We start from the raw sequence: 19,539 nt of genomic DNA on the forward strand, positions 1-19,539 counted from the left end.
TTGCACTTCACCTACTTTCGTTTGTCGAACCCGCATAATCAATAAGAACAAGTGTGATATTATCTTCTCCACCGCGATCATTTGCCAATTGAATGAGACACTGCCCTTTACCTTCAAGCTGTTCATTTAACTGTAAAATTTGTCGCATATCATCAATAGAAACTTTGTTTGATAACCCATCAGAGCAAAGAAGTAATTGATCATCTTCCTCAATCACCAACGTTTTAACATCTAACCCAACTTTTTCTTCTGTTCCTAATGCTCTTAATAACACATTCTTTTTCGGATGATACTCTGCGTCTTCCTTCGAAATTTCACCATGTTTCACAAGCTCATTTACAAGTGAATGATCTTCCGTTACTAGCGTCATTTCTCCTTCTGATACCATATAGCAACGACTATCTCCTATATGCCCTATTGTCACAAAGCTTGGTGTACAAACAGCTATTATAAGCGTTGTTCCCATACCATTACATTCTGCATTTTGCTGAGCATATTCATATATACGCTCATTAATAATCCCAACACTAGTATGTAACCATTGTTCTACTTTTTTCGGCTCATTCATATTATGTGTTTGCTTCCAATAATCATGGAATAATTGAATGGCCATCGAGCTAGCTACATCACCAGCTCGATGACCTCCCATTCCATCTGCTACTACCGCTAATACATTTCCATCTAAATTGTGAAAAACTCCTGCACTATCTTCATTATGTTGACGAACTTTTCCTTTATCCGATAGAAATACGGCTTTCATCTCGTCACCTCGTCTCTTCTTTGCGCTCCTTCGCACGCAACTGACCGCAGGCTGCATCAATATCATGACCTTGTTCACGGCGAATCGTTACATTCACTCCACGATCTTTTAACGTTTTCTCGAACAAGAAAATTTGTTCACGTGGCGTACGTACATAATCACGTTCAGGTACGTAGTTTACCGGAATCAAGTTCACATGACATTTTACACCTTTTAAGAGCGCAGCAAGCTCTTCAGCATGCTCTACTTGGTCATTTTCTCCTCCAAATAATCCATATTCAAAAGTAATACGACGCCCTGTTCTATTTACATAGTATTTAATAGCTTCCATTAAATCTGGTAATTTATAAGCACGGTTAATCGGCATTAATTTTGAACGTAATTCTGAGTTTGGAGCATGCAATGAAATCGCAAAATTAATTTGTAGATCTTCTTCAGCAAACTTATAAATTTTCGGGATAATTCCACTCGTCGAAACAGTCATATGTCTCGCACCAATATGAAGTCCTTTTTCATGGTTAATGATGCGTAAGAATCCCATTAAATTATCATAGTTATCAAATGGTTCTCCAATCCCCATAACAACAAGAGAACTTACACGTTCTTCTGTTTCATCAAGCGCACGCTGAACTTCTACTACTTGCGCTACGATTTCTCCAGCTTCTAGGTTTCGCTTTAATCCACCAAGTGTCGAAGCACAGAACGTACACCCAATACGACAACCAACTTGCGTTGTTACACAAATGGAATTTCCATATTCGTGTCGCATTAATACCGTTTCAATAGAATATCCGTCATATAATTGGAATAAGAATTTAATTGTTCCATCCGAAGACGTTTGTTTTACTAACGTTTTTAAAGTAGTAATATCAAAGGAATTCGACAATTTATCACGCAATCCTTTAGAAAGGTTTGACATATCCTCATAATTTTTTACACGTTTTTTATATAACCAATCAAAAATTTGTCCAGCACGGAACTTCGGTTCTCCTTGTTCCTTTAACCAATCTTGCATTTCATGAAGTTGTAAAGAGTAAATTGATGGTTTCTTCATTTCTAAATTTTTCTTTTGTTTTCTTACAGTCGTTTCCATGATGCTACACCTTCTTCCTTAAACAAGCAATATAAAAGCCATCCGTCGCAAAATAATGCGGTAAAATTTGCACTTGACCTTCATCAATATACGGAGTTAATTTTTCTGGCATACGCTCTTTAAGCGTAGTATCCCATTCAAATTCAGGATGTTCTTGTAAAAATTTCTCTATTACTTGTTCATTTTCTATTTTCTCAATTGTGCACGTACTATAAACAAGACGACCGCCTTGTTTTAATAATGGTGCTATTTTTTCTAGTATTGCAATTTGAATCGTCGATAATCTTTCACTATCGCCTTTATCTTTTCCTAACTTAATATCAGGTTTACGTCTAATTACACCAAATCCAGAACACGGTGCATCTACCAATATTTTATCAAACGTTTCATTTGCAAAGTGCTCTTGCACTTTTCTAGCATCTAGCGCTTTAGTTTCGACATTTTCTAGACCAAGTCGCTCTGCTTGCTGTTTAATTAAACGTACTTTGTGTGCATGTAAATCAAGGGACATGACCTTACCAGTTCCCTTTAATCGTTCCGCGATATGCGTTGTTTTTCCGCCTGGAGCAGCACAACTATCAAGAACTGCATCTCCCGTATTCGGTTCTAAAGCGCGTGCTACAAGCATAGAACTTTCATCTTGAATAGAAAGAAATCCTTTTTTAAACGCTTCTGTATGCGCTACATTTCCTCTTTCAATCTGAATAGCATCATCTGATAAGTCACCACGTTTTGCTTCTATACCTTCACTTGCCAACAACTCAATCGCTTCTTCTACAGTTACCTTATCAACATTCACACGCGCTGTTGGTACAGGGGGTAACATGTTTACTTCGCACATTTTTTCTGCAGTTTCTAAACCGTATTCTGAAGTCCACTCTTGGACAAGCCAAACTGGATGACTTGTTGTAATTGCAAGACGTTCTACTGGATCCTTGATTTCATCTACAGAAGGTACACCTTCTCTCTGAATCGAACGTAATACACCGTTCACCATACCAGCAATTCCTTTATGCCCGCGACGCTTTGCAATCTCAACCGCTTCATGAATAGCCGCTCTTTCTGGCACTCGGTCTAAATAAATCATTTGATATAAAGATAAGCGAAGCAATACTCTTACCCACGCCTCAACCTTCTTTTTTAAAAAAGGCTGTAAATAATAATCTAATGTGTCACGACGTTGAATCGTTCCATATACAATTTCAGTTAATAAACCAATATCTTTTCTATCAATTGCACTTTTTTCAATTAGATTATTTAAAAGTAAGTTGCTATATGCACCACTTTTTTCCACTTGAATTAAACCATCAAGAGCTAATTCACGAACATTTTGTCTCATGCATTTTCTCCTAACTTCGTTCCAATTTCAGGTTTTGTTCCACGTAAAAATTGTGAACAACTCATACGCTTTTTACCAGAAGGTTGCAATTCAGTAATTTTAACACCTGTTTCATTACTCGTTGCTACAACAAAACCATCTTCTTCGATTGCAACAATCGTACCTGCTTCAGCCGGTTCAGTTATAGGCACTTTTTCCCCCCACCATACTTTAACAACTTGTCCTGCTAAAGTCGTATAAGCAACTGGCCATGGATTCAATCCGCGAATGTGATTGTATACTTCTTCACCTGTTTTTGTCCAATCAATTTTCTCTTGCTCACGTTTTATATTGTACGCAAACGTTACTTCTTCTTCGTTTTGTTTAATCGGTTCTAACTTACCTTGAATTAATAAAGGCACTGTTTTAGATAGAAGGTGTGCTCCTGCTTCACTTAATTTATCAAATAATGAGCCTGTCGTTTCACGCTCTTCAATTTCAACTTCCACTTGCGTTAAGATATCACCAGCATCCAATTTTTCTACCATATACATAATTGTAATACCTGTTTTTTCTTTACCTTCCATAATTGCATAATGAATTGGTGCACCACCACGAAGTTCAGGAAGTAAAGAAGCGTGAACATTAATACACCCATACTTTGGTGCTTCTAAAATTTCATTTGGTACAATCTGCCCAAATGCAGCTGTTACAATTAAATCTGGCTCTAATGCCAATACTTTTTCATATTCATCTTTTTCACGAATTTTTAACGGCTGTAACACAGGGATACCATGTTTTTCCGCTTCAACTTTAACAGGTGTAGGTGTTAATACTTTTTTTCTACCTACTGGACGATCAGGTTGCGTCACAACACCTACTACCTCATAGCCATCTTCAATAAGACGACGAAGCACCGGCACTGAAAAGTCCGGTGTTCCCATAAACACTACTTTTATCATTTAAAAACCGCTCCTTTTAACACCTATTCTAGTTCGTTTTCTTCATAATATCTTGTCACTTTCGATGTAAATAAAACACCGTGTAAATGATCAATTTCATGTTGAATTGCACGCGCTAAAAATCCTTCCGCTTCTAATAAGAATACTTTCCCACGGCGATTTTGCGCTCTTACTTTAATATAATGGGCACGTTCTACTTCACCATAAAGTCCCGGGAAGCTTAAACAGCCTTCGGGACCTACTTGTTCACCACGTTTTTCTAATATTGATGGATTGATTAACTCGATTTTCCCAGTATCATCATCTACATCAACAACCGCTACTTGCAAGCTTACACCTACTTGAGGCGCAGCTAAACCGACTCCGTCCGCAATTAACATTGTTTCATGCATATCTTTCAACAATTTCACTAACTTTTTATCAAAGTTAATTACTCTTTCGCATGGTGTTTCTAACACTTCATTTGGATGCTTTATTATTTCTAAAACTGCCATATTTCCCTCCGCTACATTAACATTGTTGGATTAAAATCAATTGAGATTTGTAGCTCTTTTTGCATTTCTGCTTGATAATGTTCATTTACCATTTTGAGCACGTTCTTTAAGTTTGGTTCCCGTTTGTATTTTATCATGCATTGATAACGATATCTATCTTTTATCCTTGGAATCGCTGAAGCAACTGGTCCTAGCACCATTGTTTGCTGTGAGCAATGCGTTCGTAAATACGAGGCAATTTTTTCCGTCACTTGTACCGCTTTTAATAATTCTGGATGAGATACAGTTACGAGTACAACATAGTAATATGGGGGATATTGTCTTGTTCGTCTCATTTGCATTTCTTGGTCAAAAAACACATCATATTGTTGGTTCTTCGCTAACTCTATACTGTAATGTTCTGGCGTATACGTTTGAATCACAACTTCCCCTGGCAATTCATGTCTACCCGCTCGTCCACTTACTTGCGTCAGTAACTGATATGTCTTTTCACTCGCCCGAAAATCAGGTAAGTGAAGCATCGTATCTGCAGTTAAAACCCCAACGAGCGTTACTTTCGGAAAATCTAATCCTTTAGCAATCATTTGTGTTCCAAGTAATATATCTGCTTTTTCTTCCCCAAACGCCTTTAATAATTTTTCATGCATTCCTTTTCGACTTGTCGTATCTACATCCATTCGAATGACTCGTGCCTCTGGAAATAGTTTTGTAATTTCTTCTTCTACCTTTTGTGTACCTGTACCAAAGAAACGAATGTATGTACTTTGACAAGCTGGACACTCAGTTGGCATATTCTCTTCGTAACTACAATAATGACATTTTAAACGATGATTCATTTTATGATATGTCAATGAAATATCACAATGCGGACATTGGACAACATACCCACAATCACGGCACATAACAAATGTAGAATGACCTCTTCTATTTAAAAAGAGTACCATTTGTTCTTTCTTTTCTAATCGATCTGCTATTTTTTCATGCAGCGCCTTAGAAAACATTGATCGATTCCCGTCACGAAGTTCTTCTCGCATGTCAACAATCTCTACCGTTGGTAAAGCTTGTTCATTCATACGTTTTTCCATTGTTAATAGTTCATAAACACCTTTTTTCGCCCTTGCAAACGATTCAAGTGTTGGTGTCGCACTACCAAGAACGATAGGACATTTATGATATTGTCCTCTCCAGACAGCTACATCTCTTGCATGATACCTCGGATTATCTTCTTGTTTGTAACTTGATTCATGCTCTTCATCAATAATAATAATCCCTAAATTCTCAAAAGGCGCAAAAACAGCTGAACGCGCACCAACTACAACTTTCACTTCTTTTCTTAAAATCTTACGCCACTCGTCATACTTTTCTCCAACAGACAACGCACTATGAAGAACTGCAACTTGCGAGCCAAACCTACCTTTAAAACGATCCACCATTTGGGGCGTTAGTGCAATTTCAGGAACAAGAACGATAGCTTCTTTTCCTTTCTTGAGCACTGCTGCTATAGATTGTAAATATACTTCTGTCTTTCCACTTCCTGTAACACCATATAGTAAAAATGGATTATAAGTTTCATTTGTAATTGATGATAAAATCGGTGTAATAACTTGTTTTTGTTCCTCCGTAAGTGGAAATGGTTTTGTTTGTTCAAAATCATCATCGTCATACGGATTTCGGTATACTTCCACATACTTTTCTGAAATGAATCCCTTTTTAACAAGTGCTTTTATTGGAGCATCTGTTATTTGTAACTCTTCTGTAATTACTTTCAACGGTGTACTTTTATAATTTTCCACAAAATAATAAAGTACATCTTGTTGTTTTTTACTTTTCAGTTCAAATGCCGCTAATTCCAATTTATCTTCTGGCAACTCCGGCTGAACCACTCTTTGCTTCTTCTTTTGTACTTTATCTTTCACTTGATAAACGACTTCAACCGTACCATTTTTAATTTCTTGTTGAATAGTTCGGTATAAATGTGGCTGTTGCTCGATTACTTCAAAATCAATTGCTTCTTTATCCTGAAATAAATATAGTATTTCAGGTGCTATTTCTTCCTGTTTACAAAGTTGTAGACGTTTTTTATACGTTGCTTTTATCGCAGTTGGAAGCATCACTTGAAAAGCTGAAATCATGTAGCATAACGTTTCACTTGTAAGCCAATATCCAAGCTTTAATAATTCATCATTTAAAACCGGTGTTACATCTAATATTTCATGGATTGTCTTTAACTTCTTACTTTCTACATCCACCGAATCTTTAATCCCAATAATAAAACCTTGCAATTTTCTTGGCCCAAACGGAACTACTACACGCATTCCTGTCTGTACAATATCTTCCCATTTTTTAGGAATAATATAATCAAATGGTCGATCTGTCTGACGGGCAGGTACATCAACAATTACACTTGCAAATTTCATAAACGATCATCTTCTAACATCATTTCAATTTGCTTCAATATTTCACGAGCTACCTCTTTTTTCATTAAAAGTGGCAACTCAATAACTTTTCCATCTTTTCTATACATTGTTACAATATTCGTATCCGTGCCAAATCCAGCTCCTTGCGCTTTTACATCATTCGCGACAATCATATCTGCATTTTTCTCACGTAGTTTTTTCGTTGCATATTCCTCTACATTTGTCGTTTCAGCAGCAAAACCGATAAGTAACTGTTTATCCTTTTTCTGACCTAATGTTTTTAAAATATCCACCGTTCTTTCAAGTTCAATGACAGCATCACCATTTTGCTTTTTCATTTTATTCTCATGCACATATTTCGGACGATAATCTGCAACTGCTGCTGTTTTAATGACAACGTCTACGTTTTGATAATGTTGAAGAACTGCTTCTAACATATCTTGTGCAGATTCCACTTGCACTGTCGTTACATGTAACGGTGGATTTAATGCTGTCGGTCCTGAAACGAGTATAACATCAGCGCCTAAATTCGCTGCCACTTCCGCAATCGCATACCCCATTTTCCCAGAAGAAAAATTCGTCATAAAACGAACTGGATCAACCTTTTCACGTGTTGGGCCAGCAGTTATTAATATTCTTTTTCCCTGCAATGGTTTGTGTTCTGAGAAAGCTTCCTCTAACCGTGCAATAATTGCTTCAGGTTCTTCTAGTCGTCCCTTCGCTACATATCCACATGCTAAAAAGCCTTCCCCAGGCTCAATAAATGTATATCCTAGCGTTTTCAATGTCATCATATTTTTTTGAACTATTTTATTTTCATACATATGCACATTCATAGCAGGCGCAATCCATACCGGAGCTGTAGTAGCTAACAAAGTAGTTGTAATCATATCATCTGCAATACCACCAGCTAACTTTCCAATACAATTGGCAGTAGCAGGTGCGACAAGTACAACATCCGCCCAATCTGCTAAATCAATATGAGCAATAACAGCTGAGTCTTTCTCATCGAATGTATCCGTATATACATCATGGCGAGAAAGCGCTTGGAATGTAAGAGGCGTAACAAACTTCATTGCCGACTCACTCATCATTACTTTGACAATCGCGCCAGATTGTGTCAATTTACTCGTTAACGCAGCTGCTTTAAAAACCGCAATGCCTCCTGTTACACATAGAAGTATCTTTTTCCCTTTTAGCATATGACTCGTCCTCTTTCTTTTTCAAACTTATAATACTGAAATAGAATTCTCAGCTCGTCAGTACCAATATTTCATTCCTTTCGTAAAAAAATAACAACCTACTTGTAAATAGGTTGTTACCGTTACATAGAAAATTATAAAGTCTATGTTTTATTTTGTCGAAGGCAAAGGCTTATTCAGCTACTTTATCTTCACTTGGTACGTAGCTTAATGCTTCTGCATCGATTTCTTCTAATGCTTTACCTACACATTTATGAGAAACAGGTTGCTCTACAACACAGTTATTAGCAAGTTGCATTTCACGTGCGCGTTTTGCAGCCACTGTTACTAATGTGTACTTAGAATCGATTTTTTGTAGTAATGAGTCAATTGATGGATTTAACATAATTATAGACCCTCCGTCATTTCTTTATAATATTTTGCTACCCTTTCGCGGCGGCAATGTTCGCCAACCACAATTGCTTTAATTCTATCACAAGCTAATTCAACTTGATCGTTTTCTACTACATAGTCGTAAGCGTCCATCATCTCGATTTCTTCTTTCGCTACAGTTAAACGATTTTCAATAACATCTTCAGTCTCTGTACCACGTCCGACAATACGGCTCTTTAGTTCAGATAAACTTGGAGGTGCTAAGAAAATAAATACACCTTCTGGGAAAGCTTTCTTAACTTGAATTGCTCCTTGCACTTCAATTTCTAAGAATACATCTTTTCCTTCTTGTAATGTTTTTTCAACATAGTCAATTGGTGTTCCGTAATAATTACCTACGAACTCAGCCCACTCAAGTAATCTTTCATTACGAATCATTTCCTCAAATTCTTCTCTTTCTTTAAAGAAATAATCCACACCATCTACTTCACCTTCACGCGGCTTACGTGTCGTTACTGAAATAGAGTACTGAAAACGTGTATCCTCATGGCTAAACAGCTCTTTACGAACCGTTCCTTTTCCAACCCCAGAAGGCCCTGAAAGAACGATGAGCAATCCTCTTCTACTTCTCATAAATATGTAAAACCTACCCTTCCTCACTTAAATCTTCTTTATTATTCAAACGATGTGCAATCGTCTCTGGTTGAATTGGACTTAATACAACATGCCCATCATCCATAACAATAACCGCCCTTGTTTTTCTCCCATACGTAGCATCAAGCAAAGCATTATGTTCGCGTGCTTCTTGTACTGTTCGTTTAATAGGAGCTGACTCCGGACTTACAATAGCAATAATTCGATGAGCAGATACAATATTTCCGTATCCAATATTTAAAAACCGCATGGCCATAGTTTGCGCCTCCTAGTAAGTCTATCCGATTTCTCCACCACGTATAACTTTATATATTTTTTGAAAGCTACTCAATATTTTGTACTTGTTCACGAATTTTTTCAAGGTTATTTTTCATTTCTACAACATATTTTGAAATTGTTAAGTCATTTGCCTTAGAACCAATCGTATTAATTTCTCTATGCATCTCTTGCACGATGAAATCCATTTTCCTTCCAACAGGCTCTTCAATCTGCAATGTTTCACGAAATTGCTCTAAATGACTTTGCAAACGAACTAACTCTTCATGAATATCACAACGCTCTGCAAAGATTGCGACTTCTGTTAGCAATCTTTGTTCATCTAACTCTTGATTATGTAATTCTTTTAAGCGATTTTCTAATCGTTCACGATATTTTTGTGTAACAATTGGTGCATGTGGAATAATTGCATTTACACAATTGCTAATCTCTTGTAAACGATACGCTATATCTTTATGTAATCGTTCTCCTTCGTCATCTCTCATCGTTTTCAACATATGAGCAGCTTGACGAACAGCCTCATATAAACTGTTCTCAAAATGTTCATTTACATTTTCTATTTCTTCAATTGCTGTTACTTCTGGCATTGCCATTAATTGCTCGAGTGTAATAGAATCTTGTAATTGAAACTTTCCTTTTATATCTTCCATCATCGATTGGTACTGCTCAAGAAGTGACCAATTCACACTTAATTTTCTTTCAACAAGTCCTTCACCTGCTATACTAATAGACACTTCAATGCGTCCACGTCGAACTTGCTGTGCAATTATTTTACGAATTTTGTCCTCAAATACCATCATTTGCTTAGGAAGTCGAATACTCATCTCTAAAAAACGGTGGTTCACCGATTTCATTTCTACTGTAATTTGAAAAGTATCACTTTCTACTTTCGATCTTCCAAACCCTGTCATACTAGAAATCATTTTTATCACATCCAAGCCATAAAATAACTCAATGAAAAAGGTAATAGAGACAAGGCTCTACTACCTTCTGTAAATTATATCACATTTTCATAACATTGACTATTTCAAGTTTAATCCCTTCTTATATAACATTGGCTTTTTCTTTTTCGCCTTTTTCCCTGTTAATAAAGAACCTACTAGTAAGAAAGTCGGAATTGATGACAAACCTCCAATTAATAACCAATCTCTTGCTTGTATCGGCATTGTGCTAAAAATCGGTTGTAACGGTGGATAATATATCACCACTAGCATGAGTAGTAATGAAATGATAACCGCCCCTACTAAATACACGTTCCCAAATGGATTACGATGAAAGACAGAATGCTCACTACGACAATCAAATACATGAATAAGCTGAGCAAGTACCAACGTCGCGAACGCTACAGTTTGTGCATATTTCAGTTCATTTGGATGTTGGTTATACGCAATAATAAACGCTACTAACGTCACTGCCCCAATTAAAAAACCTCGACTTATTATTTTCCACGCAAGCCCTCTAGCGAATACCCCTTCTTTCGGGTGGCGCGGCGTTCTCTTCATCACATCTCCTTCAGCCTTATCCAAACCTAATGCCATCGCTGGTAAACCATCAGTAACTAAGTTCACCCATAAAATTTGAATAGGAACCATCGGCAGGGGTAATGCAAGTAACATCGCAAATAACATAACTAAAATTTCTCCAACATTTGATGCTAATAAATATCGGATGAACTTACGTATGTTCTCGTATATATTTCTTCCTTCTTTAATCGCTGACTTAATTGTAGCAAAATTATCGTCTAGTAAAACAAGTGAAGAGGCTTCTTTTGCAACATCTGTCCCTGTAATCCCCATCGCTATCCCAATATCCGCTGTTTTTATAGCTGGAGCATCGTTCACTCCATCACCTGTCATCGCTACTATATGCCCTTGATTTTGCAGTGCCTTAACAATTTTTAATTTATGTTCAGGTGATACACGAGCGAATACATACGTATCTTCTACAACATTTTCTAATTCCTCCACATCCATATTCGCGAGTTCTACTCCTTCAACAACGCGTCCATCTGGTGGCAAAACTCCTAATTGTTCAGCAATCGCCATTGCTGTCACTTTATGATCACCTGTAATCATTACTGTTCGAATACCAGCTTCTTTACACTCTTTTACCGCCTGCGCCACTTCTGGTCTTGGTGGGTCAATCATACCTTGTATCCCAACTAACATAAAATCTTTTTCAACGTCTCTTTCATGTTCAATAGAATCCGTTATTTTTAAAGGTTTAAACGCAACTGCAATTGTTCGAAGCGCTTGACTACCTAAGCTATGAATAGCCGCCTGTACTTCTTTTCTATATAGCTCACTTAACGGCTGTTGCTTATCCCCCCATAAAATCGTTTGACTCATTTGTAAAAGAACATCCGGTGCTCCCTTCGTAACAATAAACTTTTTCCCCTCTCGATCTCGTACAATAACACTCATCATTTTTCGAGTTGAATCAAATGGAAATTCACGAATAACTTCAAATTTCCCTTTCAATGCCTCACGTGTTATCCCAGCTTTCATTGCTGCAGCTACAAGCGCTCCCTCTGTTGGATCTCCATCTAATACGTACGCCTTTTTCTTTTGCATAATATTTGCATTGTTACATAGTGAACCAAATGTAAGTAGCTGATAAAGTGATTTTGTCTTAGCTGGATTCACTTCTTTTTCACCTTTCATAAAAGAGCCATTAGGTTCATATCCTTGCCCTGTCACTTTCCACAATTCTCCGCCTGACCACATATGTGTTACCATCATTTTGTTTTGCGTCATTGTTCCCGTTTTATCAGAGCATATAACAGAAGCGCAGCCTAACGTTTCTACGGCCGGTAACTTCCTTACAATTGCTCTCTTTTTTATCATACGCTGTACACCAAGTGATAAAGCTACTGTAACAATTGCTGGCAATCCTTCTGGAATAGCCGCAACAGCTAGCGATACCCCAGCTAAAAACATATGATATACTTCATTCCCTTGATACACACCAGCCAATACAACGAGCGCTGTCAAAATAAGAGCTACAATAATTAATATTTTTCCGAGCTGTTCTAACCTTCTTTGCAGTGGCGTTTCCATTTGCTCTGCATTTTGCAACATATTTGCAATTTGCCCCATCGCTGTATTCATACCAGTTGCTACAACGACTCCTGTACCAGATCCTCGCGTAATCATTGTCCCCATAAAAGCCATATTTTTTTGATCACCAATTGCAACATCTTGCCCTTGCAATGCTTCTACCTTCTTTTGTACAGGTACGGACTCCCCTGTCAAAGCAGACTCTTCAATATATAAACTTGATGCCTCAACAAGACGCACATCAGCCCCAATACGATCACCACTGGAAAACTTAATAATATCACCTAAAACAAGTGCTTTAGATGGTGCTTTTACCCACTTTCCATTCCGCATTACAGTAACTTGCGGGGCGGCTAGTTCCTTTAAAGCTTCCAATGATTTTTCAGCTTTTCTTTCTTGAAAAAAGCCGAGAATACCATTGATAATAACAATGGCAACAATAGCAATAGAATCAATGTATTCACCTAAAAACGCAGAAACAATTGTTGCTCCAAACAAAACGAGTACCATGAAATCTTTAAACTGTGCTAAAAATACCATTAGTGCAGAAGGCCTTTTTGCTTCTTCTAATTCATTAGTACCAAATTTCTTTACTCGCCCTTCTGCTTCTTTCTCTGTAAGTCCAACCTTTACATTCGTATTCGTTCTTTCTTCCACTTCATGTGCTCGCATTCCATACCAGTTCATCCTGCTATCGACCTCCTGATTCCAGACATACTCTATTGAAAGCTTATTCAGCCTCGTCCAAAAAAATGCTATAATTAACATTTAGTTAGAAAGGAGTGTTCATTTATGGCATTCGATGGATTATTTACAAGAGCGATTACACATGAAATTGAAAATTCTCTTTACACAGGAAGAATTTCCAAAATATATCAACCTTCAAAATACGAGATTTTATTACATATTCGAGCGAATGGAAAGAACCAAAAACTAATTCTTTCATCTCATCCTACATATGCGCGTATGCACTTAACGAATCAAAACTACGATTCGCCAGCAATACCGCCGATGTTCTGTATGCTTCTTCGCAAACATTTAGAAGGTGGATTTATTGAAAAAATTGAACAAATCGACTTAGAACGCATTATTCAAATTACAGTTCGCAGTCGTAATGAGATCGGAGACGAATCATTAAAAACATTAGTGATTGAAATAATGGGACGACATAGTAACATTATCTTATTAGATACGAAAACAAACGTGATTTTAGATAGCTTAAAACACGTTTCATTAGCCGTAAACCGTCACCGAACTGTATATGCTGGTGCTGAGTACGTCGCGCCACCAGCCCAACATAAAATCAATCCTCTGCAAATTGAAACCGCAGATGATTTTATTAGACCGCTAGACTTTCTATCTGGAAATATGGATAAACAACTCGTCGGTGCTTTCATGGGAATATCCCCATTATTTGCAAAAGAAGTAGTAAAGAAAGCCGGTATGGTAAACGAGAAAGCATTATCAGAAGCATTTTTCTCTGTACAAACACCATTACTATCTCATGCATATACACCTACAATGATTACTGCAAATGGAAAAGAATTCTTTTATCTTTTCCCTCTTACACACTTGCAAGGAGAAGAAAAAACATTCTCATCAGTGAGCGAATTGTTAGATCGTTTCTTCTTTGGCAAAGCAGAACGTGATCGTGTAAAACAACAAGCTCATGATTTAGAACGCTTTATGCAAAACGAAAAAAATAAAAACGAGAAAAAACTCATTAAACTCGAAAAAACACTGCAAGATGCTGGAAAAGCAGATAAATATCAACTATTTGGAGAGCTACTTACAGCCAATATGTACGCTTTAAAAAGGGGCGATAAAGATATTGAGGTCGTTAATTATTACGATGAGAATGGTGGAACTGTAAAAATCACATTAGATCCTTTAAAAACACCATCTGAAAATGCACAACGCTATTTCCAAAAGTATCAAAAAGCAAAAAATTCAGTTGTTGTTGTAGAAGAACAAATTGAAAAAACAAATGAAGAAATTCTTTATTTTGATAGCTTACTTCAACAAATGGAAGCTGCTTCTTCAAAAGACATTGAAGAAATTCGTGAGGAATTAGCTGAAGAAGGTTATGTGCGCAATCGCAAAACGAAAAACGCAAAGAAAAAGCCTACTAAACCAGTATTAGATAAATATGTAGCAAGTGATGGCACAGAGATTTTCGTTGGTAAAAACAATAAACAAAATGATTATTTAACAACGAAGTTTGCCCGCCGTGATGAAATTTGGTTACATACGAAAGATATACCTGGCTCTCACGTTGTCATTCGTTCTTTAGAGCCTGCTGAAGAAACTTTACTAGAAGCTGCCAAAATTGCTGCCTATTACAGTAAAGCGAAAGAGTCTAGCTCTGTACCTGTTGATTTCACCAAAATACGCCATGTCAAAAAACCGAGTGGTGCAAAACTTGGTTTTGTTACGTACGACAATCAGCAAACCGTATATGTAACACCAGATGCTGATATTGTAATGAAATTAAAAGCATAAATAAAAAAATGCGTTGCTTGTATGCAGCGCATTTTTTATATGTTTTCAATTTCATTGCTATATCCATTCAATATTGTCAAAAAAATTGACAGTATCATTTCACATTTGTATAAATTTTTTTACAGCATGTAAATAAAGTACAAGTGTAACTCCAATCATTTTTCTCCATCCCCCTGCTATTCATTGAAGCAATCTAGATTTTATGAACAAACCGTCTCCCACAAATTACGGGCTATTTTTTTATCTCCCCTAAAATATATGTTGTCCCTACTATCCTTTCTTCAAATATACATTTTGGCACGCTATTTGCTTTATTCAATACTATGAATAGGAGGAATTAACATGACTTTAAAAATTAATAAAATCCAAAATCAACTACAAAACTATGAAATTGACGGGTTACTTATTACAAAAAAAGAAAATCGCCAATATGCAACAGGCTTTACAGGTAGCGCTGGCGTCGTCTTAATCTCTGCCGATCAAGCTGTTTTTATCACTGATTTCCGCTATGTAGATCAAGCGAAATCACAAATAAAAGATGCTGAAATTATTATGCATAAAGGAAATTTAGAAAAAGAAATTGCACATCAAGTATCGAAATTAAACATTCAAAAACTTGGAATTGAAGAAAACAACATGACATTGCAACAATATAAAAACTTGCAAAAATACGTACAGGCGGAAATGATTCAAGTGTGCGAAATTATCGAAAATATTCGTATCATTAAAGACACGCCTGAAATAGAAACAATGAAAATTGCAGCTAATATCGCGGACGAAGCATTTCACCACATTCTTACGTTTCTAAAACCAGGAATAAGTGAAAATGCTGTACGAGATGAATTAGAATTTTTCATGCGAAAAAAAGGTGCTGCATCTTCATCATTTCAAATTATTGTAGCTTCTGGTGTTCGTTCTTCTCTTCCACATGGAGTTGCATCAAATAAAATAATTGAACGAGGCGACATCGTTACATTAGATTTCGGTGCACTTTATGACGGATATTGTTCTGATATAACACGTACTGTAGTAATAGGGGAACCATCGGAAGAATTCAAAAAAATATACAATGTTGTACGAGAAGCGTTAAAACGTGGGACTGAAGCGATTAAGCCTGGAGAAACCGCGAAAAGTATCGATGATGTAACAAGAAACTACATTACAGATTGTGGATATGGTCAATATTTTGGTCATTCTACTGGTCATGGTCTTGGCTTAGAAATACATGAACCTCTTCGCTTATCCCAAGAAAGTAAAGCTACATTAAAAGAAGGTATGGTTGTTACAGTTGAACCAGGTATTTACATACCAAACTGGGGCGGTTGTAGAATTGAAGACGATATCGTCATTACAAAAGACGGATATGAAGTTATTACAAAATCAAATAGAGAACTAATTGTAATCCCTTGTTAAAATCATGGCCTTTTTAAAAGGAGTTTTTCTCTACACATAGAATTCCTTCTCTGGAGTATTCGTTTAAAGAGGGGGAATTTAAATTGAATTTTGTAATTGATAAAATAGAGGGTTTACAAGTAGAATTTTCAAATCTTGTTTCCATGATGAATTACGCTCGCTATACAACAATGCAAGCAGTGGAAGGTTTAACAATTGAAGAACTTGATTATTTATATGATAAGGACGCAAATTCAATTGGTATGTTATTGTACCATATGGCTGCTATTGAATTTTACTACCAAATTCATACCTTTGAAGACCGTGAACCGACGGAAGCTGAATTAGAACATTGGTTACCTGCTATTGAGTTAGGGAACCTTGGACGCGAGAAAATAAAAGGAAAATCTATAAAATTTTACATCAATACATTACAAGAAGTACGTTCCAAAACGATTGCAACATTTCAATCATTACCTGATGAATGGCTGTTTAAAACAACAGACTTTTGGTATGACAAACCAGCTAACAACTACTTTAAATGGTTTCACGTTTTTGAAGATGAAATCAATCATCGCGGACAAATTCGTTTAATTAAAAAAATGCAAAAAGCCCATTCAGTAAAATGAGAAAATGCCACCGAATAAGGTGGCATTTTCTTTTATTCATTAACGAATAACTTTTCGTTTAATTTTTTAGTGACTATCGCTACCAACATTAAAATGCAAATTAAATATAGTAATTTCGCAATAAACAACCATCCTTGAAACATTACAATTCCATCTATTATTTCATTTCCTTTTAATAACAAAAATGGGATCATACTAATTATAATGATAAACTCGATACTGAAAAGCATTTTCTTTTTTCGACTATATGCTTTCCATTCATTCCAGCGATACATAGGAGCAAAAATCAATACGCCAATACATAATATAACTGGTACCCATCCACTGTTAAGAAATTGCCCTGAAATAACTGATAATAGTAAACAAACGAGCACACCATAATATCCTATTCTCTCTCTTATTCGTACTCCCCCATTCTACTTCTCCTCAAATTCCATTTTTAGGATCAATTGTATTGTAACATCCATTTATCGTCCTTACCATTACAGTACATGAAATTTTACTTTTTTCTTTTTCCTATACTCACATACTTTCACTGCTTTCATACAATAAACTACACGAATGCCTAAAGGATGTGAATGTTATGGGAGTTGAATTAACGCTATTACACGCTCTCTACATTATTTGTTTACTCACTATTATTACCTTTTTTATTCTCCGGAAAGATACGACGATTATTTGTATCGTTTTTATCTTTTTATTAGCATTAACTGCAACAAGTTCTATCCCTCTTGCCATTAGCGGGATTTTTCAAAGTTTCATTTACGCCATTACTGAGCTATTACCAACTATATTAATCATCTCCATTATCGTATCAATGAGCAATTTACTCGTTCATACTGGCATAAATGATACGATGATTTCACCATTTACAAAAATGATTCGTACACCTACACTCGCCTACTGGATTATCGGCCTTTTAATGATGACCATTTCTTTCTTCTTTTGGCCTTCTCCAGCTGTCGCCTTAATGGGAGCTATTTTATTGCCGGTTGCTGTACGTGTCGGTCTTCCTCCAATTGGGGTTGCAATTGCTATGAACTTATTCGGACACGGCATCGCCTTATCTGGCGACTTCGTTATTCAAGGTGCACCGAAATTAACTGCAGACGCGGCTGGTCTCCCTGTTTCCAGCGTCGTATCTGCAAGTGTTCCACTTGTTATCGTTATGGGCATTGTGACAACTTCCGTCGCTTTTTTCTTCTTACGAAAAGAGTTTCATACAGGCTTATCTATACAAGAATCTATTCCATTAACTGCGTCTTCTAAAACGCTCACTTCATTATCTCCTCGCACAAAGAAATGGCTCGCTATATGTATCCCTACCGTATATATCATTGATATCCTTTGCATGATTCAATTTAAACTACAAGGAAGCGACGCAACTGCACTTATCGGCGGAACGACTGTTATTATGATTATCATCATTTCACTCATCGCCTACAAAGGTAATGGACTAAATAAAACAACCGATTATTTTATAGAAGGGCTCCAATTTGGATTTAAAATCTTTGGTCCAGTTATTCCAATTGCTGCACTCTTTTATTTAGGAGATAGCGGCTTTGTGAAAATTATCGGAGACTATTTACCGAAAGGTTCACATGGAATCATTAACGACTTAGGGATTGCCTTATCTCAAACGGTCCCTTTAAACCAATACGTATCGGCGGGAACATTAACTATCGTTGGTGTCATAACAGGCTTAGATGGATCTGGTTTTTCCGGTATATCGCTTGCTGGTTCCATTGCAAACCTTTTCGGAACAGCTTTAGGTCATGGAACAGCTACATTAACAGCACTCGGACAAATTGCGGCTATATGGACCGGGGGCGGGACGTTAATTCCTTGGGCGCTTATTCCTGCTGCTGCAATTTGCAAGGTAGATCCATTTGAACTGGCACGCCGAAACTTTTTACCGGTTGTTATCGGTTTAATTGTCACCACTATCTTTGCGATGTTTATTTTATAACGTAAGCAAGTGTTCTCTTGCTTACGTTTTTTCTTGTAAAATTCATCATGAATTACTGGTTTTCAACAGGGATTCGTTATCCCTTAGCGAAATTATATTAGGAGAGTAATTTTTTCAAAACGTTTACGAGAAACAGATTACTGCAATTAGAAAAGGGGACATAACTATGAATGAATTGATTTTCGTCTTATTAATTTGTCCGTTACTTATCTTTATCGTTTCTGTTATTGGAACGCGCAAGTCGAAAACGTATTACGTAATGCCGATTGTAACGTTTGCTAGTTTTTTAATAATAGGTGTTATCGCCTTTACTCCAAAATTTTTCTTTTGGGTCGGCATGTATAGCATTTTCTCATTTATTGTTTCTTATGTGACTCTATTGTTTGTAAGAGGATATAAGCTTGCAGAAAGCACTAAGTAGTTAAGGAGATTGTAATATG

General features: G+C 36.6%; 18 protein-coding genes. 5 read left to right on the forward strand and 13 right to left on the reverse strand.

Annotated elements, in window-relative coordinates; all coding sequences use genetic code 11:
- Positions 1-7: 7 nt before the first annotated feature.
- The 12 genes from DN399_RS18925 to DN399_RS18980 all read right to left on the reverse strand — a co-directional run bounded on the left by DN399_RS18925 (position 8) and on the right by DN399_RS18980 (position 13,294).
- Positions 8-760: a Stp1/IreP family PP2C-type Ser/Thr phosphatase gene (locus DN399_RS18925; protein ID WP_000648703.1), complete on the reverse strand. Its 753-nt coding sequence runs from the start codon at positions 758-760 to the stop codon at positions 8-10.
- 4 nt (positions 761-764) lie between these two features.
- Positions 765-1,853: a dual-specificity RNA methyltransferase RlmN gene (gene rlmN, locus DN399_RS18930; RefSeq protein ID WP_006928333.1), complete on the reverse strand. Its 1,089-nt coding sequence runs from the start codon at positions 1,851-1,853 to the stop codon at positions 765-767.
- Between the two features lie 4 nt (positions 1,854-1,857).
- The gene (rsmB, locus tag DN399_RS18935) at positions 1,858-3,192 is read right to left on the reverse strand and encodes a 16S rRNA (cytosine(967)-C(5))-methyltransferase RsmB (protein WP_001249666.1); all 1,335 of its coding nucleotides are present in this window, start codon (positions 3,190-3,192) and stop codon (positions 1,858-1,860) included.
- Positions 3,189-4,133 (reverse strand): methionyl-tRNA formyltransferase, encoded by a 945-nt coding sequence (gene fmt, locus DN399_RS18940; protein ID WP_000598804.1) that lies wholly within the window; start codon positions 4,131-4,133, stop codon positions 3,189-3,191. The genes rsmB and fmt overlap by 4 nt, the downstream gene beginning before the upstream one ends.
- A 23-nt stretch (positions 4,134-4,156) precedes the next feature.
- The gene (def, locus tag DN399_RS18945) at positions 4,157-4,627 is read right to left on the reverse strand and encodes a peptide deformylase (protein ID WP_006928326.1); all 471 of its coding nucleotides are present in this window, start codon (positions 4,625-4,627) and stop codon (positions 4,157-4,159) included.
- 11 nt (positions 4,628-4,638) lie between these two features.
- Complete coding sequence (gene priA / locus DN399_RS18950; protein ID WP_000666720.1) at positions 4,639-7,044, reverse strand: primosomal protein N'; 2,406 nt, start codon at positions 7,042-7,044, stop codon at positions 4,639-4,641.
- On the reverse strand, positions 7,041-8,246 hold the full coding sequence (coaBC, locus tag DN399_RS18955) for a bifunctional phosphopantothenoylcysteine decarboxylase/phosphopantothenate--cysteine ligase CoaBC (RefSeq protein WP_000911750.1): 1,206 nt from the start codon (positions 8,244-8,246) through the stop codon (positions 7,041-7,043). Before coaBC ends, priA begins: the two co-directional genes overlap by 4 nt.
- A gap of 172 nt (positions 8,247-8,418) precedes the next feature.
- Entirely contained in the window at positions 8,419-8,631 is a 213-nt protein-coding gene (gene rpoZ, locus DN399_RS18960) for a DNA-directed RNA polymerase subunit omega (RefSeq protein ID WP_000933961.1), read from the reverse strand.
- A gap of 2 nt (positions 8,632-8,633) precedes the next feature.
- On the reverse strand, positions 8,634-9,251 hold the full coding sequence (gene gmk, locus DN399_RS18965; RefSeq protein WP_001257742.1) for a guanylate kinase: 618 nt from the start codon (positions 9,249-9,251) through the stop codon (positions 8,634-8,636).
- A 13-nt stretch (positions 9,252-9,264) separates the two neighbouring features.
- Positions 9,265-9,528, reverse strand: coding sequence for an extracellular matrix/biofilm regulator RemA (gene remA / locus DN399_RS18970; protein ID WP_001251456.1), 264 nt, complete (start codon positions 9,526-9,528; stop codon positions 9,265-9,267).
- 67 nt (positions 9,529-9,595) lie between these two features.
- The gene (locus tag DN399_RS18975) at positions 9,596-10,471 is read right to left on the reverse strand and encodes a YicC/YloC family endoribonuclease (protein WP_000625865.1); all 876 of its coding nucleotides are present in this window, start codon (positions 10,469-10,471) and stop codon (positions 9,596-9,598) included.
- 99 nt (positions 10,472-10,570) lie between these two features.
- Complete coding sequence (locus DN399_RS18980; RefSeq protein WP_149149892.1) at positions 10,571-13,294, reverse strand: calcium-translocating P-type ATPase, SERCA-type; 2,724 nt, start codon at positions 13,292-13,294, stop codon at positions 10,571-10,573.
- A 105-nt stretch (positions 13,295-13,399) separates the two neighbouring features.
- Between DN399_RS18980 and DN399_RS18985 the strand changes: the two genes are divergently transcribed.
- The 3 genes from DN399_RS18985 (at position 13,400) to DN399_RS18995 (ending at position 17,130) form a co-directional block, all read left to right on the forward strand.
- A complete protein-coding gene (locus tag DN399_RS18985; RefSeq protein ID WP_149149893.1) occupies positions 13,400-15,109 on the forward strand; it encodes an Rqc2 family fibronectin-binding protein in 1,710 nt (569 codons plus the stop codon).
- Positions 15,110-15,451: 342 nt separating this feature from the next.
- Positions 15,452-16,522 (forward strand): M24 family metallopeptidase, encoded by a 1,071-nt coding sequence (locus DN399_RS18990; RefSeq protein WP_149149894.1) that lies wholly within the window; start codon positions 15,452-15,454, stop codon positions 16,520-16,522.
- 83 nt (positions 16,523-16,605) lie between these two features.
- On the forward strand, positions 16,606-17,130 hold the full coding sequence (locus DN399_RS18995; RefSeq protein WP_001012051.1) for a DinB family protein: 525 nt from the start codon (positions 16,606-16,608) through the stop codon (positions 17,128-17,130).
- Positions 17,131-17,162: 32 nt separating this feature from the next.
- Here the strand turns inward: DN399_RS18995 and DN399_RS19000 are convergent, their stop codons facing one another.
- Positions 17,163-17,531, reverse strand: coding sequence for a YoqO family protein (locus DN399_RS19000; protein ID WP_049107494.1), 369 nt, complete (start codon positions 17,529-17,531; stop codon positions 17,163-17,165).
- Between the two features lie 182 nt (positions 17,532-17,713).
- Between DN399_RS19000 and DN399_RS19005 the strand changes: the two genes are divergently transcribed.
- Complete coding sequence (locus DN399_RS19005) at positions 17,714-19,099, forward strand: hypothetical protein (protein WP_006928318.1); 1,386 nt, start codon at positions 17,714-17,716, stop codon at positions 19,097-19,099.
- 166 nt (positions 19,100-19,265) lie between these two features.
- The gene (locus DN399_RS19010; protein ID WP_006928316.1) at positions 19,266-19,520 is read left to right on the forward strand and encodes a YbeF family protein; all 255 of its coding nucleotides are present in this window, start codon (positions 19,266-19,268) and stop codon (positions 19,518-19,520) included.
- Positions 19,521-19,539: the final 19 nt, after the last annotated feature.

Source organism: Bacillus sp. AR4-2, assembly GCF_008274865.1.
GTDB classification, from domain to species: domain Bacteria; phylum Bacillota; class Bacilli; order Bacillales; family Bacillaceae_G; genus Bacillus_A; species Bacillus_A cereus.